This window comes from Bradyrhizobium altum, from assembly GCF_020889705.1.
Taxonomy (GTDB): domain Bacteria; phylum Pseudomonadota; class Alphaproteobacteria; order Rhizobiales; family Xanthobacteraceae; genus Bradyrhizobium; species Bradyrhizobium altum.
Genome location: NZ_JACMYP010000189.1, coordinates 1 through 17,848, shown reverse-complemented (window position 1 = coordinate 17,848; position 17,848 = coordinate 1). Strand labels below are relative to the sequence as shown.

14 protein-coding genes and 1 pseudogene are annotated in these 17,848 nt (G+C 65.6%); 8 read left to right on the top strand and 7 right to left on the bottom strand.

The window, feature by feature from the left end; genetic code table 11:
- Both H8B02_RS33545 and H8B02_RS33540 read right to left on the bottom strand, forming a co-directional pair.
- On the bottom strand, positions 1–698 hold a 698-nt coding region (locus H8B02_RS33545), incomplete at its 3' end, for a TP0910 N-terminal domain-containing protein (protein ID WP_512699917.1).
- Between the two features lie 64 nt (positions 699–762).
- The gene (locus tag H8B02_RS33540; protein WP_229170156.1) at positions 763–1,548 is read right to left on the bottom strand and encodes an ATP12 family chaperone protein; all 786 of its coding nucleotides are present in this window, start codon (positions 1,546–1,548) and stop codon (positions 763–765) included.
- 70 nt (positions 1,549–1,618) lie between these two features.
- Between H8B02_RS33540 and H8B02_RS33535 the strand changes: the two genes are divergently transcribed.
- From H8B02_RS33535 to H8B02_RS33515, 5 genes are all read left to right on the top strand, one after another.
- Positions 1,619–2,074, top strand: coding sequence for a hypothetical protein (locus H8B02_RS33535; RefSeq protein ID WP_229170155.1), 456 nt, complete (start codon positions 1,619–1,621; stop codon positions 2,072–2,074).
- A gap of 418 nt (positions 2,075–2,492) precedes the next feature.
- Complete coding sequence (locus tag H8B02_RS33530) at positions 2,493–4,229, top strand: multicopper oxidase family protein (protein WP_229170154.1); 1,737 nt, start codon at positions 2,493–2,495, stop codon at positions 4,227–4,229.
- Positions 4,229–6,421 carry an alkaline phosphatase family protein gene (locus tag H8B02_RS33525; RefSeq protein WP_229170153.1) on the top strand — a complete coding sequence of 731 codons (2,193 nt, stop codon included), beginning with the start codon at positions 4,229–4,231 and terminating at the stop codon, positions 6,419–6,421. The genes H8B02_RS33530 and H8B02_RS33525 overlap by 1 nt, the downstream gene beginning before the upstream one ends.
- A 231-nt stretch (positions 6,422–6,652) precedes the next feature.
- A complete protein-coding gene (locus H8B02_RS33520) occupies positions 6,653–7,111 on the top strand; it encodes a GNAT family N-acetyltransferase (RefSeq protein WP_229170152.1) in 459 nt (152 codons plus the stop codon).
- Between the two features lie 132 nt (positions 7,112–7,243).
- A complete protein-coding gene (locus H8B02_RS33515) occupies positions 7,244–8,302 on the top strand; it encodes an MBL fold metallo-hydrolase (RefSeq protein ID WP_229170151.1) in 1,059 nt (352 codons plus the stop codon).
- Positions 8,303–8,330: 28 nt separating this feature from the next.
- Here H8B02_RS33515 and H8B02_RS33510 read toward each other — a convergent pair whose 3' ends face one another.
- Together H8B02_RS33510 and H8B02_RS33505 are read right to left on the bottom strand one after the other, a co-directional pair.
- Positions 8,331–9,545, bottom strand: a complete 1,215-nt coding sequence (locus tag H8B02_RS33510) for an amidohydrolase family protein (protein ID WP_229170150.1) — start codon at positions 9,543–9,545, stop codon at positions 8,331–8,333.
- Between the two features lie 123 nt (positions 9,546–9,668).
- On the bottom strand, positions 9,669–10,865 hold the full coding sequence (locus H8B02_RS33505; protein ID WP_229170149.1) for an RluA family pseudouridine synthase: 1,197 nt from the start codon (positions 10,863–10,865) through the stop codon (positions 9,669–9,671).
- A 129-nt stretch (positions 10,866–10,994) separates the two neighbouring features.
- On the opposite strand from H8B02_RS33505, the gene H8B02_RS33500 reads away from it, so the two are divergent.
- Entirely contained in the window at positions 10,995–11,933 is a 939-nt protein-coding gene (locus H8B02_RS33500) for an alpha/beta hydrolase (RefSeq protein WP_229170148.1), read from the top strand.
- A gap of 171 nt (positions 11,934–12,104) precedes the next feature.
- Here the strand turns inward: H8B02_RS33500 and H8B02_RS33495 are convergent, their stop codons facing one another.
- The gene (locus tag H8B02_RS33495; RefSeq protein WP_229170147.1) at positions 12,105–13,439 is read right to left on the bottom strand and encodes a replication-associated recombination protein A; all 1,335 of its coding nucleotides are present in this window, start codon (positions 13,437–13,439) and stop codon (positions 12,105–12,107) included.
- On the bottom strand, positions 13,436–14,794 hold the full coding sequence (locus tag H8B02_RS33490; RefSeq protein WP_229170146.1) for a DegQ family serine endoprotease: 1,359 nt from the start codon (positions 14,792–14,794) through the stop codon (positions 13,436–13,438). The genes H8B02_RS33495 and H8B02_RS33490 overlap by 4 nt, the downstream gene beginning before the upstream one ends.
- A gap of 340 nt (positions 14,795–15,134) precedes the next feature.
- On the opposite strand from H8B02_RS33490, the pseudogene H8B02_RS33485 reads away from it, so the two are divergent.
- Positions 15,135–16,732: pseudogene (locus H8B02_RS33485) on the top strand (OprO/OprP family phosphate-selective porin).
- A gap of 72 nt (positions 16,733–16,804) precedes the next feature.
- Here H8B02_RS33485 and H8B02_RS33480 read toward each other — a convergent pair.
- Positions 16,805–17,185: a winged helix-turn-helix transcriptional regulator gene (locus H8B02_RS33480; RefSeq protein ID WP_229170145.1), complete on the bottom strand. Its 381-nt coding sequence runs from the start codon at positions 17,183–17,185 to the stop codon at positions 16,805–16,807.
- A 118-nt stretch (positions 17,186–17,303) separates the two neighbouring features.
- Here H8B02_RS33480 and H8B02_RS33475 point away from each other — a divergent pair.
- Positions 17,304–17,848: zinc-binding alcohol dehydrogenase family protein (locus tag H8B02_RS33475; protein ID WP_229170144.1), on the top strand; the 545-nt coding region annotated here is incomplete at its 3' end.

Genomic DNA, 17,848 nt, shown 5'->3' with positions numbered 1-17,848 from the left:
GGCCTTGTCGCATCGCCGGCGCCGAGCGAAGTCAGCGCCTGCCGCAGCACGATCAGCGCGGCCTTCAGATCGGGCACGCTGCCGCTCGCCGGCGCAACGCCCGAGGCAAGGGTCGCCTCCAGCAGCAGGCCGGATTTCTGGAAGCCGGCCTTGACGGCATCGCCGCTCAAATTCTCATTGAGGCCGGTCTGCTGCGCCAGCACCTGCGCGATCGCGGCCTGCAGCTTCGGCGGCAGATTGGCCGCGGCGACCGCCGTCAGATTGGCAAACAGCGGCGCCTGGCTGCCCTGCACGGCCGCCGCATGCTGCGCCGTCGCGGTGATGGTGACGCGCTCCAGCGGCGACAGCACGGCCTTCGGCGCCGTGGCGACCGGTTGCGGAACGGCGCTGGCGTTGGTCGCCCCCGGCGACAATTGCACGGCATCGCCCGCGTCAGCCCCCGGCCCGACCAGTTGCAGGCGGATGCCGTCATTGGTCTGCGAGACCGCGAGCTGCAGGTTCTGGCCCGGCTGCAGCGGCACCTCGGTCTGGACGTCGATCGACAGGCTCGCGATCGCGATCCGCACCAGATCGGCCGACAGCACCTTCAGGACCTGGGCATTGACGACGCTGCCGGCCTCCAGCGTGAGGTCCGGCGCAACGCTGTCCGCCTCTGTCGAGGCGAGCACCGGCAGCACGGGATTGACGGCGATAGCCATGTCGGAGGTCTCGGCCAGGCGCGAGGGACGTGCCGCAGGCTAGCCCGGCGCCGTAAAGGTCTCGTTAACCGGCGTCCTGCCTGAACTCCCTCAGGACGCCGGCGGCGGCCCTGAAATCGACCTGCCGGGCGGCGCGGCGCGCCGCGACCTCCTCGTCGACGCCCCATTTCTCGATGTTCCAGTCCTCGTCGACATGGGCGGCGGCCCAGACCTGATCCTCGTCGCGGACGCCATGGGCGAGTGCCAGCGCGAGCAGCGCCGAGCCGGTCAGCGTCGTCACCACATGGAGCGCTGCGACCGACCAGGGATCGGTCGGGAACGCCGCCCGCGCCGCCTTGATCGCGGGCTCGGGCTGGCCGACATGCATGACCCCCTCGGCCATCACGAAATGGGCGCCGAGCGCGTCGGCGGCCCAGAACAGGATGGGGTCCCAGTGCCGGGCCTCGCGCGCCACCAGCGTCTCGGGATAGCCGGCGCGATAGAACAGCAGGTCGCTGCCGAGGAATTTTGCCGCATCGTCGGCGACCTCGTCGACGCGATCGATCACCCCCTCGATCACGCTGTTGGCAAGGCGCGTCAGCGGCATGGTCATGGGATCGATGGTCTCGCCCTGTGCATTCCATTCGGCTGCGACCGCATCCGCAATGGCACGGCTCGGCACCACGATCGGCTTGCCGGACGGAGAGCGGATCTGCTTGCCGTCGAGCGTGATCGAAAATCCGCCATCGGCCTCAGCCACGCCGGCGCTGGTGTAGAACCGCTTGCGCTGCGGCCTGCGGATGTGGCGGCGCACCGCCTCCTGCGGGTCGAGCGGGGATTGGTCTGGGACGTCGTCGAAGAGTTCGCGCATTGCGCCGGCCGGCTTTCGTTCGGGAGGATTTCCCTGCAAGATATGCCAGCGGCAACGGCAAATAAAGCTGATGGGACGCGGCAAATTCCTCGCGGGTTTTTCGCTGGTTGCGACGGTTTTCGGAGCCGCCGCCACCGATGCCGGGTTCCGCACACCGGAATCGCTGATCCGCAACGTCTACGCCCATTACGGCAAAGGCAGCGCCGCGTTTTCGAATGGCCTGCCACGCGACGACGAAACGGCCCGCCAATTCTTTGATTCCCCCCTGCGCAGCGCCTGGACCGCCCTGCACGACGCACCATACGATTTCCTGGCGCAGAGCCCGACCTGGCGGCTCGGCCCGATCTCGATCGCAATTCCGCGCCGGCAGTTCGACAGGGCCGACGTGACGGTGACATTCGACAATGATGGCCGCGCGGTCACGCTCAACTTCATCGTCGTCAACGGTCCTGACGGCTGGGTGATTGCGGACGTCGAGAGCCCGCACGATTCGTTGCGGATGTTTCTGGCGCAGTTCAGGCGCTAGCCCCGATCGCCAACACGACAGCGCGATGCGATCGGCAACGCACAAAAGAAAAATATCTGACGGTTGCCTGCGCGTCCTGCTTTCTCCGCAATTCGGTCCGCGAATGGTGCATCCGATTGATCGCACAGCAAGTTTGAACGTCGCGCACACCTTCCGCGTCGAAGTGCCGCAAGACGCTGTCATCTGCGCGTTAAATACCTGCCAGATTTCGGCAACAACGCGCGGCTAGCGTCGCGACACCAAACAGAAGCATTGGTCGACCATTGCGGTCGCAAGACGTGGACCGGCGTCACGCGTGGCGTCCGTGCGCGCTTGCGCGCCGGTGGCAGCGTATTGGCGGGGCGGCGTGGCACGACGACTTTCGACCGTTTGTTGTGTCATCGTTGCGGCTTGCCTCGGGCTTGCTGTGAGCGGCGCAATGGCGTGGCTCGGCGCAACTGGCCTTCAGAATGCGCCGCGCACGCAGCAGGATGTTTGCGCGCGGCCTGAGCCCGGAAGCGCGATCGAGGAACCCGCCGAATTGCGCAGCCGCGACAGCGTGCTCGAAACCGACCTCAGTATCCACGATCAGAAGCTGCCGGATGGCACGAGCCGCTATTGCTATCTGACGCCGGACGGCAAGCCGTCGCCGACCTTGCGGCTGAAGCCGGGCGATCAGCTGGTCATCCATTTCAAGAACGACCTCGTCGACCTCGATACGGCAACGCCTGCGATCGACCGCCCGCTCGCCGGCGCGCCGATCTGCACGACGCGAAAGCAGGCCGATGTTTGCGAGAGCGGCGCGATGACGCCGATCTCGACCAATCTGCACTTCCACGGGCTGACGGTGCCGCCGGTCTGCCATCAGGATGATGTGCTGAAGACCTCGATCCAGCCCGAAGACGCGCCGTTCGAATACCGCCTGCGCATTCCGGATGACGCACCACCCGGCCTCTATTGGTATCACCCGCATCTGCACGGCTTCAGCAAGACGCAGGTGCTCGGCGGCGCCTCAGGCGCCATCATCATCGAAGGCATCGAGCGCGCCGATCCGTCGCTCGCCGGCCTGCCCGAGCGCGTGCTCGTGATCCGCGATCAGGATCTCGTCAATCCCGACGCGCCGCCGTCGAAATCCGAGCCGGTGATGACCAAGAGCCAGCTCGACAATGACGGCGACGTCGCCAACTCCGGCACCGGCTTCGGCAAGCCGTCGAAGGATCTCTCCGTCAACTTCGTGCCGGTGCCCTATCCGAATTATCCGCCGGCCACGCTGACGATGAAGCCGGGCGAACGGCAGCTCTGGCGGGTGCTGAATGCGTCCGCGATCACCTATCTCAACCTCGCGCTGCTGGTCGGCCGCACACCGCAGCAGATCGGGATCGTCGGGCTCGATGGGGTGCCGCTGCAATTCCAGGGCAGCCCGTCGCGGTCAGTGCAATGGGTCAACCATATCGGCCTGCCGCCGGGCTCGCGCGCCGAATTCATCGTCGAGGGACCGCCGGCCGGCGCATCGGCGTTGTTCGTGACGCGCGCGGTCGACACTGGGCCTGCCGGCGAGAACGATCCCAACCGCGCGCTGGCGGCGATCACGTCTTCAGTCAATGCGAACGAACCGCAAGCCGCGTTGCCGGCTCATGCCGAGCCGCTGTCGCGACCGGAGCGGCCGTGGGTCGGGACCGTGGCGCCGGTGCGCGTCAGGAAGCTGTTCTTCTCCGAGCAGCCGGAGAACCCGAACGACCCGAACAGCCCGACCAAGTTCTTCATGACGCTCGACGGAGAGACGCCAAAACCGTTTGATCCGCAATCGGACATTCCCGACATCACCGTGAGACAGGGCGACGTCGAGGACTGGATCATCGAGAACCGCTCGATGGAGCTGCATGATTTCCACATCCATCAGCTGCACTTCCAGCTGCTCGACTGGTCCGGGGTCGCCGTCAACGAGCCGTTCCTGCGCGATACCGTCAACGTCCCCTACTACAACACCCGGATGCTGAAATATCCGAGCGTGCGCCTGCGCATGGATTTTCGCGATCCCAACATCGTCGGCACCTTCGTCTACCACTGCCACGTCCTCGAGCATGAGGACGGCGGCATGATGGGACGGATCAGGGTCGTGCCGCGAGACACCGCAAGTTCGACCAAGCCGCTCAATCAGCAAAAAGGAGAGCTTTAATGCGCGACAAGCACAGGTCACGTTGGCTGCAAGGTTGCCGCCTCACCCTCAGCGCGCTTGCGCTGGGTCAGTTCACCGCCGGCCCGGTGCTTGCGGAGGACTGGAATCACCACGGTGGACACGAGACGCGGTCGCCGATCAAGCACGTGATCGTCATCATCGGCGAGAACCGCAGCTTCGACCACGTGTTCGCGACCTACGTGCCCGAACGGCGCGAGGAGAGCGTGTTCAACCTGCTCTCGCAGGGCATCGTCAAGCTCGATCACGACAAGAACGCGATCCCCGGGCCGAACTTCGAGAAGGCGCATCAGCAGGCGGCGACCGACACCGGCCTGAACGATGCGTTCCTGCTGAGCCCGCCGAAGCAGAACTTCCCCAAGGATCAATTGCCGGCTCCGCTGGTCGGGGGCCCCAAGGTCTCCTACATCCCGAACAAATGCGGCAGCTCGCCGATCACCACCTGCGAAGCGTCGCTTGCGCTGGCGCAGCAGTCGGAATCCGGCCTGCCGAGCGAGTACTACCAGTTCCTGCTGTCCGGCGGCACCGGTCAGACCTCGCAGACCCCCGACCAGCGCATCACCAATGTCAGCGCGCTGCCGGCCGGTCCGTTCCAGCTCACCAACACCGATGCGATGCCCTACGATTCCTATTCGGCAAGCCCGGTGCATCGCTTCTACCAGATGTGGCAGCAGCTGAACTGCAACCACTCGGCGGCCAGCCGCGACAATCCGTCGGGCTGCGGCGGCAATCTGTTCGCGTGGGTCGAAGTCACCGTCGGCGCCGGCGCCAACGGCGCGGCGCAGCCCTCCAACTTCTCCACGGAGTACTCGCCGACGGCGACGACCACGGGCGAAGGTTCGACGGCGCTCGGCTTCTACAACGTGCAGAAGGGCGACGTGCCCTACTTCACTTCGCTCGCGCAGAAATACGCGATGAGCGACAACTTCCACCAGTCCGTCAATGGCGGCACCGGCGCCAACCACATCATGTTCGGTCATGCCGACATGCTCTACTTCAGCGACACCTACGGCAACGCCGCGGTGCCGCCGAACGGCACGCAGGTGTTCGGCGGCACGCCCGACGCCGGCATCGTGCATGAAATCGAGAATCCGAACCCGGCTTCCGGCACCAACAACTGGTACACCGAGGATGGCTACGGCGCCGGCGGCAATGGCGGCTTCCCACCGCCCTTCCAGACGAGCCCGGTGTCCGGCGGCGGCTCCTACAGCGACTGCTCGGATCCGACCCAGCCCGGCGTCAAGCCGATCCTGGACTATCTGAAGGGGATCCACATCAACCCGAATTGCGAACCGGGCCACTATTATCTCTTGAACAACTACAATCCCGGGTACTTCGGCAACGGCAAGAACGCCTACACCGACACCAACCCGTCCAACACCCCGTTCACGATCCCGCCGTCGACCCGCAAGAGCATCGGCGACAGCCTGAACGAGCGAAACATCTCCTGGAAGTACTACGGCGACCAGTGGAACAACTACGTCAACGATCCCTACCAGCTCAACTGGGGCGTGGCTGGTCCGAACGCGGACGAGTACTGCAACATCTGCAATCCGTTCCAGTACGACACCTCGATCATGTCGCACCCGGACCAGGTCGCAGCCCATATCAAGGACTCGGTTGATCTCTACGCCGACCTCTCCAAGCACTCGCTGCCGGCGGTCTCGATCGTCAAGCCGAGCGGCTTCACCGACGGTCACCCGTCGTCGTCCAAGCTCAATCTGTTCGAAGGCTTCGCGAAGAAGATCGTCGACCAGGTCCAGGCCTCGGACTATGCGAAGGACACCGCGATCTTCATCACCTTCGATGAAGGCGGCGGCTACTTCGACTCTGGCTATGTGCAGCCGCTCGACTATTTCGGCGACGGCACCCGTATTCCGCTGATCGTGGTATCGCCGTTCGCGCGGCACGGCCACATCTCGCATGAATATGCCGATCACGTCTCGATCATCAAATTCATCGAGCGGAATTGGCGCCTGGAGCCGATCACGAACCGCAGCCGCGACAACTTCCCGAACCCGGTCGCGGCGCCCGGCAATCCCTATGTTCCGGTCAACAGCCCGGCGCTCAGCGATCTGTTCGACTTCTTCGACTTCGACGACGGCGGCCATCACCATGGCGGCGGCTGGGATCATGACGGCGGCTGGGACCACGGCGGCGGCTGGGACCACTGACGCCCGCACCTCGCGACACAATAATCCGCCGGCCCGAAAGGCCGGCGGATTTCATTTGCGGACCAGGTCAACCGCCCTTGTAGCCCGCATGAGCGCCAGCGATATGCGGGAACTGGTGGCCCCGGATATCGCTTCGCTCATCCGGGCTACGCCCTGCTGGATATCCATCGACCGATCGGGCCTGTAACATGTCTGTCGACACCGATCTCGTCTCCATGGAAATCCTGCCCAATGACGTCAGTCGCTTTCCGCCAGGCTCAGCCCGCCGACCTTCCGGCGATCATCGCCCTCCTCGCCAACGACGTGCTGGGGCAGCAGCGCGAGGATGCAAGCTCGCCGCCGAACCCGCGATACGTCGATGCCTTCGATGCCATCCTCGCCGATCGCAACCAGTTGCTGGTCGTGGCAATCCTGAACGACGAGGTGGTCGGGACCCTTCAACTCAGCTTCATTCCCGGAATGGCACGCCTGGGCGCCTGGCGCGGGCAGATCGAGGCGATCCGAATTGCCGAGACGCACCGAAGCTCGGGCGTCGGGCAACAGATGTTCGAATGGGCGATCGACCAATGCAAGGCAAGAGGCTGCGATCTCGTGCAGTTGACCACCGACAAGGCGCGCCCTGACGCGCACCGCTTCTATGAGCGATTGGGATTTGTTGGCAGCCATCTCGGCTACAAGCTGATGCTCTAAGCTTCCGCACCGTGCGGCGAGACCAACCAGCCGCGCGATCACAACACCTCGATGCGGCCCGGCTGAGCGTTGAGATGCGGCGCGGACTTTGGCAGTCTCGGTGAAGAACGGAACGACGCGGGAGCCGGCTGCATGCGGCACTTCATTCTTCCGACACCCCTGCTGGCCGTCATCTGGCTGCTGCTGCCGCTTCCCGCCCAATCGGCGCCCTGCCTGCTCGTCACCCTGACCGGCACCATGAGCGGTCCCGCCTTGCGCAATGGCGTCGCGGGCGCCGGCACACTCGTGCGCTACGGAGACGACAGTGCCGATTGCGGTACGCTGAAGCTGCAGTTCGACGCAGGCCGCGGCACCGAACTACGGCTGTCACAACTGGACGTCGAGCCCGGCCAGATCGACGCCGTCTTCCTCACGCATATGCACTCGGATCACACCGAAGGCCTCGTCGATCTCCTGCTTGCGCGCTGGAACTGGAATTCCCGCGGGCCCGCGCTCGATGTGGTCTGCAGCAGCGATGCACCCTCACCACTCGGCTTCAGCCTGAGCTGCGGCAAGTTTGTCGCGCATATCGGCGACGCCTTCATTCAGTCCGGCGAAATCGCACAGCGGGTTTCAGAGGACCGCAAACGATTGGCGGGCGGACCTGCCGAACTTGTGCATCTCATCACATTCGAGCCAACGGACGAGCCACAGGTGATCTGGTCGAAGGCCGAGGTCCGGGTGAGCGCGATCCGCTCGACCCACATCGCGGGCCATGCCTCCTATCGCGTCGACACGCCGGCCGGCAGCGTCGTGATCGGCGGCGACGCCAGCAATGACCGTGCCGCTCCGCCGCGTCCGACCTCGACGTCGGCGCAAGTCGAGAAGCTGGCACAAGGCGCCGACGTGATCGTGCACTCGACCATGCATCCCATCATGGGTCCGGAGCGCGACAGCGGCATGCCACCGCCTGTCTTCTACCGCCAGAGCCTGGCGCCCGACCTCGGCGCCATGGCAAAGCGCGTGGGTGCCAAATATTTGATGCTCACTCACCTCGCGCCGCAGGTCGGGGCGACGCACCACGGCCCCTACAAGGTCCCCGGCGGCGCGCTGACCGAAGCGGACTATCGCGCCGCCGCCGAGGCCGGCGGATTTACCGGCACGGCGATCGTCGGCTCGGATCTCGCCACACTGCGCCTTCCCGCCAAATAGACCGACGCAGCCGGTCCCCGGCCGGTGTTCACGGCTTCTGATAGATCACGCGGCCCGCGCGGATGGTGATGCTCACTTTCGCAAGATTGGCGACATCGCTGAGCGGATCGCCGTCGAGCACCACGAGATCGGCGTCAAAGCCCTGCTCCACCTTGCCCTTCTTCGCGGCCTTGAAGAACCGCGCCGGATTGGTCGTCAGCGAGGCCAGCACCTGGCGTTCCGACAGCACGCGATGCATCAGCTGGAATTCCTGCGTGGTGTCGTACAGCGTGGTGAAGCCGACATCGGTGCCGAACAGTACGGTGCCGCCATTCTCCGAGAACTGCTTGAGCTGGTTGACGGTCGCGGCCACCAGCCGGTTGGTGACGTTGGGGTCGAGAACCACCGTCGTGAACAGCGACAGCGTCGGGATCAGCGCAGTCCCGTGCGCCTTGAACTGCGCCAGCTGGTCATCCGTGTAGCTCCGCTCGCTGGGCGTGGTGTGCGCGAGCACGTCGACGTCGGCTGCGATCACCGTCTCGACGCCGATCTTGTTCTGCGGATGCGCGAACACCGGCCTGCCCTGCGCATGCGCGACGTCGACGGCCGCCTTGGCGATCGCCGGATCCATGTTGATGACAGGTTTATCGCCCATGAACGCGCCGGTGAACAGCTTGATGCCGTCCTCGCCCATCGCGAGCCAGTCGCGCGCCCACTTCGTGGCCTCCTCCGGCGTCGCAGCTTCGGGAAGCTGGATTTCGGGCGGCAGGTACACGGGATGCCCGCCCTTTGGAAACACGTTGCCGGCGAGCAGGATGTTGGGACCGGCGACTTCACCCGCTGCGATGCGCTTGCGCAGCGGCAGCGTGTTCCGTGGATCGGAGCCGAGATCCCAGACCGTGGTAAAACCCCATCGCGTCAGCATCCCCTGCATGTGCTGCGTCAGCGGTGCGGCCGGCGCCTCGCCGGCGTTGTGCCAGACATGTTCCGTGAAATGCACGTGGCTGTTCCAGAACCCGGCAACAACAGTCTTGCCGCTGCAATCGATCAGGCGCGCATCCGAGGGCAGCTTGACGTCGCCGGACTTGCCGACCGCGCTGATGACGCCGTCGGTGATCACGATCGCCGCATCCGGCAGCGCGGCCGCATCGGCCGATGCGTAAAGCGTGCCGCCGCGGAGCACTATGGTCTCGGCATGTGCCGCCGCAGAGGCGACGGCCGAGCCGATGAGTAAGAGCGCGATGCGTAACCAGGTCCCGGCCATGGACAGCCTCTTTGATGGGTGCATGCCGGCAGTGCCCGGCGCGCGGCAACATAGCCGCGGCGCGATGAGCCGCTTTGATCGTTCTTGCTGTCCGCGATGGATATCGGAAGGCGGCGTCCGCCGTCACTCCTCGGGCGCGTTCTCGATCGGGTCGAACCGGTCGGCCTCGAGCCCGAGCAGATTCCAGGATTGCAGCATGTGCGGCGGCAGCGGCGCCGTCGCGTCGATCACGCCGCCGCGCGGGTGCGGAATCACGATGCGGCGGGCGAGCAGATGCAGCCGGTTCTGCAGGCCGCCCGGCAACTGCCAGTTTTCCTTGTTGAAGTATTTGGGATCGCCGACGATCGCGTGATCGATATGCGCCATGTGGGCGCGCAATTGATGGGTGCGGCCGGTCACCGGCTTGAGCGACACCCAGGCGAGCTTCGTCGCCGAGGTCTCAACCACGGCGTAATAGGTCACGGCGTGGCTGGCGCCCTCGTCGCCATGCGCCGCGATCCGCATGATGCTGTCCTCCTCGCTCTCCTCCTTGGCGAGATAGGTCGAGATCCGGCCCTGCTTCGGCTTCGGCACGCCGGCGACCAGCGCCCAGTAGATCTTGCGCGCGGAGCGATGCCGGAACGAGCCGGTCAGAGCGGTCGCGGCGAAACGCGTCTTGGCGATCAGGAGGCAGCCCGAGGTCTCGCGGTCGAGCCGATGCACCAGCCGCGGCTTCTGCCCCTTGGCGTCGCGCATCACCTCCAGCATGTCGTCGACATTGCGCGTGATACCGGAGCCGCCCTGAACCGCCAGACCTGCGGGCTTGTTCAGCACCATCACGTCGGCGTCCTCGAACAGGATCATGTCCTTGAGGTCCTGCAGGGTCTTCTTGGCCGCTTCAGACAGGCTCGCGGCTGCCTTCGGCGTATCGAGCCGCAGCGGCGGAATGCGGACGCTCTGCCCTTCTTCCAGCCGGTCCTTGCTGTCCGCACGCTTGCCGTTGACGCGCAACTCGCCTTTCCGAACGATGCGCTGGATGTGGGAAAACGACAGGCCGGGGAAACGCGCCTCAAGAAAGCGGTCGACGCGCATGTTGTCCTCGTCCGCCGTCACCACCACGGTCTGGACCTTGGTCGGCAGCGGCGGCGGCTCGGCGACGCTCTTCTCCGGTTCGGGCACGAATGGCTTGGGCGCCCGCTGCTTGTCGCCAAGGCGCACCGCTGTTGACTTGCCGCCCGCACGATGCACCGGCCCCCGCTCGGCGGCCGGGCCGCGATGGGGACGCGCGCCTTTGGCGCGGTCGCTCGCTGGGCGGAGAGGTTTCTTGACGCGGCGGCTCATGGGGTTGCAACTCCGAAGTTAAGCCCGTGGGTAGCGCAAATGCCGCGAATCGTCACGGCGAAATCGGTACGAATCCGGTACAACATCGGCCATGCTCGGCCGCAATCGGCAATCAACGGGAGCTTTGGAATGAGACTGGCGGTATCGGCTTTGGCGGCGGCCCTAATGCTCTCCGGACCGGCGCTGGCCCAGCAAGGCCCGATGCCGGAAGATTTGGCCTGGAAGCTCCTGGAACTCGGCCGCGTCATCGACCCGCCCAAGACGGCCGCACTCTACGCGCCACTGCAGCAGAAGGAGCCTTATCAGGGCGTCAAGGTCGAGCGCGACGTCAAGTATGGCCCCGCCGACCGCCATCTGCTCGACGTCTTCACGCCGGACCCGGCGTCGCCGCCCCGGCCGGTGCTGATCTACATCCACGGCGGCGGCTTCATTGCCGGCAGCAAGCGCAACCCCGGCAGCCCGTTCTACGACAACGTCATGCTGTGGGCCGCCAAGAGCGGCTTTGTCGGCGTCAATGCCACCTACCGCCTGGCGCCGGCCTTTCCCTGGCCGGCGGGCGCCGAAGACATGGGCGCCATCGTGCGGTGGGTCGCGGAGAACATCGGCTCCCGCGGCGGCGACCCCAGCCGCATCTTCCTGATGGGCCAGTCGGTCGGCGCGATCCATGTCGCGAGCTACGTCTCGCACAGCGAATTCCACAAGGTGAAGGGCGGCGGGCTTGCCGGCGCGATCATGATGTCGGGCATCTACGACCTGACGGCTTCGCCCGCCGGCGATGCCGAGCTCGCCTATTACGGCTCCGATCCGTCGCGCTACGCCGAACGCTCCTCATTGCAAGGCCTCCTCACAAGCCCGATCCCGTTTCTGATCACCGCGGCCGAGCTCGATCCGCCGCGCTTCGTCGAGCAGTTCGAGCTGTTGAAGCAGGCCAGCTGCAAGCGGCCGAGCGGCTGCGTCCGCAGCTTCACGCTGCCGCAGCACAGCCACACCTCGGAGGTCTACGCGATCAACACGCCGGACACGCGGCTGACGGATGAGATTCTGGACTTCGTGAAGAGCGTCAAGTGACGCGCTGGAGCAACATGAAGTTATGGGCCGTCGCAGCGGGCGCTGTCAAAATATCGAGAACAACCCCATGCAAAGTAGCCGGCGGCGGCCGGCGTGCCAAGCAACTTGACACGTCGGGCAACTCAGAGATATATTTCTAATATTCCGAAGTCGCGCAAGTTGCATATGGCATTAGCTCCCGCCCCGCTCTTTGCGCAGCCGCTGCCAGTAATCCAGCCGCTTGCGAATTTCGCGCTCGAAGCCGCGGTCGGGCGGGTCGTAGAAGGTCTGGCGGCCCAGCGCTTCCGGGAAATAGTCCTGGCCGGAGAACGCGTCGGGCGCGTCGTGATCATATTGATAGCCGCTTCCGTAGCCCTCCGACTTCATCAGTTTGGTCGGCGAATTCAGGATGTGCTTCGGCGGCAGCAGCGAGCCGCCTTGCTTCGCGGTCTGCATCGCAGCGCCGAACGCCGTGTACACCGCGTTCGATTTCGGCGCGGTGGCGAGATAGACCACGGCCTGTGCGATCGCGAGCTCGCCCTCCGGCGAGCCCAGGAAGTCATAGGCATCCTTGGCGGCGTTGCAGACCGCCAATGCCTGCGGATCGGCGAGACCAATGTCCTCGACCGCCATGCGCACCACGCGCCGCGCCAGGAACAGCGGGTCCTCGCCGGCATCGAGCATGCGCGCGAGATAGTACAATGCCGCGTCCGGATCGGAGCCGCGCACCGACTTGTGCAGCGCCGAGATCAGATTGTAATGGCCGTCGGCCGACTTGTCGTAGATCGGCGCGCGGCGTTGCAGGATGGCCTGCAACTGCTCGGCGTTGAACACCTCGCCCTTGCGCGCGGCGCGCCAGACCTCTTCGGCGAGCGTCAGCGAGGCGCGGCCGTCACCGTCGGCCATCCGCACCAGCACGGCGCGCGCTTCCGCATTGAGCGGCAGGCTCTTGCCCTCGATCTTCTCGGCATTGGCAAACAGCCGTTCAATCGCAGCCGTATCGAGCGAGTGAAACACCAGCACGCGGGCCCGCGACAGCAGCGCCGCGTTGAGTTCGAAGGACGGGTTCTCCGTGGTGGCGCCGACCAGCACCACGGTGCCGTCCTCCATCACCGGCAGGAAGGAATCCTGCTGCGCGCGGTTGAATCTGTGCACCTCGTCGACGAACAGCAGCGTGCCCTTGCCGGTCTCGCGCCGGGCCCGCGCGGCATCGAACGCCTTCTTCAGGTCGGCGACGCCGGAGAACACCGCGGAGATCTGCTCGAAATGCAGCTCGGTGGCGTCGGCCAGAAGCCGCGCCACGGTGGTCTTGCCGGTGCCGGGCGGTCCCCAGAACACCAGCGAACCCAGCGTGCGCGTCTCCAGCATGCGGGTCAGCGCACCGTCGGGGCCGAGGATGTGATCCTGACCGACGACGTCGGCCAGCGTGCGCGGTCGCAGCCGGTCCGGCAGCGGGTGTGGCGCGTCCTGCTCCATCCCCGCCGCGGCGAACAGGTTCGTCGCGTCCCGCGGTTGCTTGGGGCTCATCCGCCGAGCGTCACGTTGATCTGCTGGCCACCACGCACCAGCGTGATGCGCCAGATCCGCGACCCCGCCTTCGATACCTTGTCGAGGTCGCTGGTTCGCACGATCTTCTCATTGTTGACGGCGAGAATGATGTCGCCCTTCTGGAAGCCGACATTGGCGGCCGTGCCGTCATCGGCGAGCTCGGTGACGACGACGCCCTCGGCACCGGCGTCGAGATGCAGCTCATCGGCCAGCGCCGGCGAGATGTTGGCGACCTTGGCCCCCTGGAACGGCGAACGCGCGGTCAGCACGATCTCGTCGCGGTTGGTATCGGGCGCGGTCTCCAGCGGCACGGTGAGCTTCACCGGCTTGCCGGCGCGCTGCACCTCGATCTCCGCGTTGCCGCCGAGCGGACGGGTCGCGAAGCGGTAGTCGAACGCATTGGGATCGTCGATCGCCGTACCGTCGATCCCGACGATCAGATCGGACAGTTTGAGCCCGGCCTTCGCCGCCGGGCTGTTGGGCGCGACGTTGGCGACCAGTGCGCCGGTCGGCAGCTTCAGCCCGAGCGTCTCGGCGATCTCCGGCGTGACCGCCTGCAGCCGCGCGCCAAGCCATGGCCGCTTCACCGCCTTGCCGCCGCTCTTGGCGGAGGCCACCACCACGCGAACCATGTTGGCGGGGATCGCAAAGCCGATGCCCTGCGAGCCGCCGGAGCGCGAGAAGATCGCGGTGTTGATACCGGCGAGCCGGCCGGTCATGTCGACCAGCGCGCCGCCCGAATTGCCGGGATTGATCGCGGCGTCGGTCTGAATGAAGAATTGATAATCCGTGATCCCGACTTGAGTGCGCGCCAGCGCCGAGATGATGCCGTGCGTCACGGTCTGGCCGACGCCGAACGGATTACCGATCGCCAGCACCACGTCGCCGACCTGCAGCTGATCCGAATTGGCGAAGTCGAGCGTCGCGAACTTCTCCTTGTTGGTCCCCTTCAGCCGCAGCACTGCAAGGTCGGTGCGGCTGTCCTTCAGCACGATCTCGGCCTCGTATTCGCGCTTGTCGGCGAGCGAGACCTTCACCTGGTCGGCGCCTTCGATCACGTGATTGTTTGTGACCACGAGGCCGGAGCCGTCGACCATCACGCCGGAGCCGAGCGAGCGCTGCATCTGCTCGGGCTGCTGCCCCGGGACGCCGAAGAAGCGGCGGAAGATCGGATCGTCCAAAAACGGATTGCGGTTCTGCACGGTCTTGGCCGCGTAGACATTGACCACCGCCGGCTGCACCCGCTGCACGATCGGCGCATAGGACAATTGGAGCTCGGCCTGCGAGGACGGCACGCGGCGGTCCTGGGCCGCGGACGGGGACAGATTCCCCATGAAAGCCAATGTGCACAGAGCGGATATGGCAGCGAAGCGGATAGGTCGGAGCATTCTCACCTCTCGTGGAAACGCCGGAATATAGGCGTGTTCGCCGGGCAATTGAAGGGCGCCCGGCCGGATAACTGGCCCCCGCCGGACCGGTGCAAAACCGGCGGCAGCAGCGTTGAAGCGCGCCGCCAAGCTTCTATGATCACTGTCATCTCACTGCGCCGCTCCGCTTGTTGCCTGCGGACAACAAGCGGAACTGCGATGCTAGGCGGCGCTGTCGTGCGTCAGTCACGATCAACTCCTAGGACGTTTCAGTGAGCGGAGAATTCAAACAGAACAGGGGTGCACAATGGGTGCGACAAAAGTTGGTGCAATCGCCATAGGGCTCGCAGGGGCGCTCGCCGCCTCGCCGGCCTATTCGCAATCGGCCGGAGGCGGCAGCGACGCGGAGATCGCGCTGCTGAAGCAGCAGCTGAAGATGCTCGAGCAGAAGCTCGACAAGCTGCAGAAGCAGACCAATGCCAATACCGCGACCGCAGCCAGCGCGAACGCCAACGCGAAGGCGGCGGATGCCAAGGCGCGCGGGTCGCAAGCGCCAACGCCGCGATCCCGGTCAAGGGCCCGGTCGCGCCGTCGGGCGTCGTGGTGACGCTGCCGAACAACCGGCCGACGATCTGTACTGCGGATGAACAGAACTGCGTTGCGATCACGAGCCGCGTGCACTGGGATGTCGGCGGTTACGACTATCGTCCGAACACCGCAAGTACCTCGCCGCAGAAGCTCGACAGCGGCGAGAACCTCCGCCGCGCCCGCATCGGCATCGTCGGCAAATTCTTCGGCGACTGGAATTACGCGCTGATCTACGACTTCGGCGGCTCGTCCGACGGCTTCGGCGGCGCGGCACCGGGATCGCTGCCTGGCGGCGGCACCTCCGGCGTCGAGAATGCCTATCTGAGCTACACCGGCTTCAAGCCGTTCGGCGGCAAGATGGCGATCGAAGGCGGCATCATGGACATCCCGTGGACGCTGGACGAATCGACGAGCTCCAACGACATCCTGTTCATGGAGCGCGCCTCGGTCGGCATCATCGCACAGAACATCGCTGCCGGTGACTTCCGCTCGGGCGCCGGCACCCGCTGGTGGAACGACCAGCTCTGGATCGGCGGCTATGTCACGGGACCGACGACGGGCGCAATTCACTCCGCGTCGTCAGTCACACCGGCCGGCACGTCCGAGCAGTATGGCGGTGTCATCCGCGTCGCCGGCAATCCGATCAGCGGCAAGAACTACTCGGTGCATATCGGCGCCGATGCGGAATGGCTGGTCCAGCCGCCGCGCAACCAGCTCACCCAGGCGCAGACGCTCACGCTGAACGACCGGCCCGAGCTGCGCATCGACCCGACGACGCTGATCTCGACCGGTGCGATCGCCAACGTATCGGGCGCTCAGGTCTACGGCGTCGAGGCGGCCGCGACCTACGGCCCGTTCATCGCGCAGGGCGAATACTATTGGTTCAATGTCGACCGCTCTGCGAATACCGGGCTGCCGCCATTCGGCGCGCCGAGCCTGAAATTCGACGGCGGTTATGCGCAGGTCGGCTATGTGCTGACCGGCGAGAACCACGCCTATAATCCGGCCACGGCTTCCTACGGCGGTATCAAGCCGCACGATCCGTTCTCGCTCGCCGGCGGCGGCTGGGGCGCCTGGGAAATCGCCGGCCGCGTCAGCACGATGAACCTCAACGACCAGGTCGGCCAGGCCGTCGGCATCGCGGGCGGACGGCAGACCGTCTACACCGCCGCGCTGAACTGGTACGTCAACAACAACGTCCGCTTCATGCTGAACTACCTGCACGGCGACATCGCCAAGCAGGCCTCGGCGACCTCGCCTGTGGATGCCGGCTCGAAGTTCGACGCGGTCGCGCTGCGCACGCAGGTTGCGTTCTGACGCAATCTGATCAGCGCCGACAACAAAGGCCGGGAGCGACACACCGCTCCCGGCCCTCTTCCTTACAAATTGTCAGGCCGCGCGCTTCGACTTCTTCACGACGACGCCCGGCGCCGGCGCGCAGGACAGCCGTTCCTGATGGCCCTCGCCCCAGGCTTTCAAAATATCGATCACCGGACGCAGGCTCTCGCCCAGTTCGGAGAGCGTATATTCGACCCGCGGCGGCACCTCGGCGTAGACCTTGCGGATCACGAGACCGTCGTCCTCGAGCGCCCGTAGCTGCTTGGTCAGCATGCGCTGGGTGATGCCGGGCATCCGCCGCCGCAGCTCGCCGAAGCGCTGGGTGCCGGCCTGCAGGTGATACAGGATCACGCCCTTCCATTTGCCGTCGATCAGGTCGAGCGCCGCCTCGACCGCGCAGCCCGGCCGGCGCGCGAAATTCTTCCGTTTCATCGGTAATTTCCCAATAGTATACAAACAGGGACTAGTTCCCTAATTTTACAGTACTTGCCAAAAAGACGCCAGCGCGACAGGTAAGGCGGCAGGCAATCGCCCACCACGGAGACCAGGCATGAAGGCCGTCGGATACCAAAAATCGCTGCCGATCGAGGCGGCGGATTCGCTCGTCGATTTCGAGATCGCCAAGCCCGAACCGAAGGGGCGCGACGTCAGAGTCGCCGTGAAGGCCATCTCGGCCAACCCGGTCGACTACAAGGTGCGCAAGCGCGCGGCGCCGACCGACGGCAGCTACAAGATCCTCGGCTTCGACGCGGCCGGCGTGGTCGATGCCGTCGGGCCCGACGTCTCGCTCTTCAAGCCCGGCGATGAAGTGTTCTACGCGGGCTCCATCCAGCGCCAGGGCACCAATTCGGAATTTCATCTGGTCGACGAGCGCATCGTCGGCAACAAGCCGGCATCGCTGTCCTTCGCGCAGGCCGCCGCCCTGCCCCTGACCTCGATCACCGCCTGGGAGCTGCTGTTCGACCGTCTCGGCGCGGTGCCGGGCAAGAGCCTCGATCCGCGCACGCTGCTGATCACCGGCGGCGCCGGCGGTGTCGGCTCGATCCTGATCCAGCTTGCGCGCCGCCTCACCGGGCTCACGGTGGTTGCGACCGC

Coding starts and splice junctions, on each gene's coding strand:
- H8B02_RS33535 (WP_229170155.1), top strand. CDS start 1,619: ATGGGACGCGGCAAATTCCTCGCGGGTTTTTCGCTGGTTGCGACGGTT.
- H8B02_RS33525 (WP_229170153.1), top strand. CDS start 4,229: ATGCGCGACAAGCACAGGTCACGTTGGCTGCAAGGTTGCCGCCTCACC.
- H8B02_RS33540 (WP_229170156.1), bottom strand. CDS start 1,548: ATGCGCGAACTCTTCGACGACGTCCCAGACCAATCCCCGCTCGACCCG.
- H8B02_RS33480 (WP_229170145.1), bottom strand. CDS start 17,185: ATGAAACGGAAGAATTTCGCGCGCCGGCCGGGCTGCGCGGTCGAGGCG.
- H8B02_RS33515 (WP_229170151.1), top strand. CDS start 7,244: ATGCGGCACTTCATTCTTCCGACACCCCTGCTGGCCGTCATCTGGCTG.
- H8B02_RS33530 (WP_229170154.1), top strand. CDS start 2,493: ATGGCGTGGCTCGGCGCAACTGGCCTTCAGAATGCGCCGCGCACGCAG.
- H8B02_RS33495 (WP_229170147.1), bottom strand. CDS start 13,439: ATGAGCCCCAAGCAACCGCGGGACGCGACGAACCTGTTCGCCGCGGCG.
- H8B02_RS33510 (WP_229170150.1), bottom strand. CDS start 9,545: ATGGCCGGGACCTGGTTACGCATCGCGCTCTTACTCATCGGCTCGGCC.
- H8B02_RS33500 (WP_229170148.1), top strand. CDS start 10,995: ATGAGACTGGCGGTATCGGCTTTGGCGGCGGCCCTAATGCTCTCCGGA.
- H8B02_RS33490 (WP_229170146.1), bottom strand. CDS start 14,794: ATGGGGAATCTGTCCCCGTCCGCGGCCCAGGACCGCCGCGTGCCGTCC.
- H8B02_RS33505 (WP_229170149.1), bottom strand. CDS start 10,865: ATGAGCCGCCGCGTCAAGAAACCTCTCCGCCCAGCGAGCGACCGCGCC.
- H8B02_RS33520 (WP_229170152.1), top strand. CDS start 6,653: ATGACGTCAGTCGCTTTCCGCCAGGCTCAGCCCGCCGACCTTCCGGCG.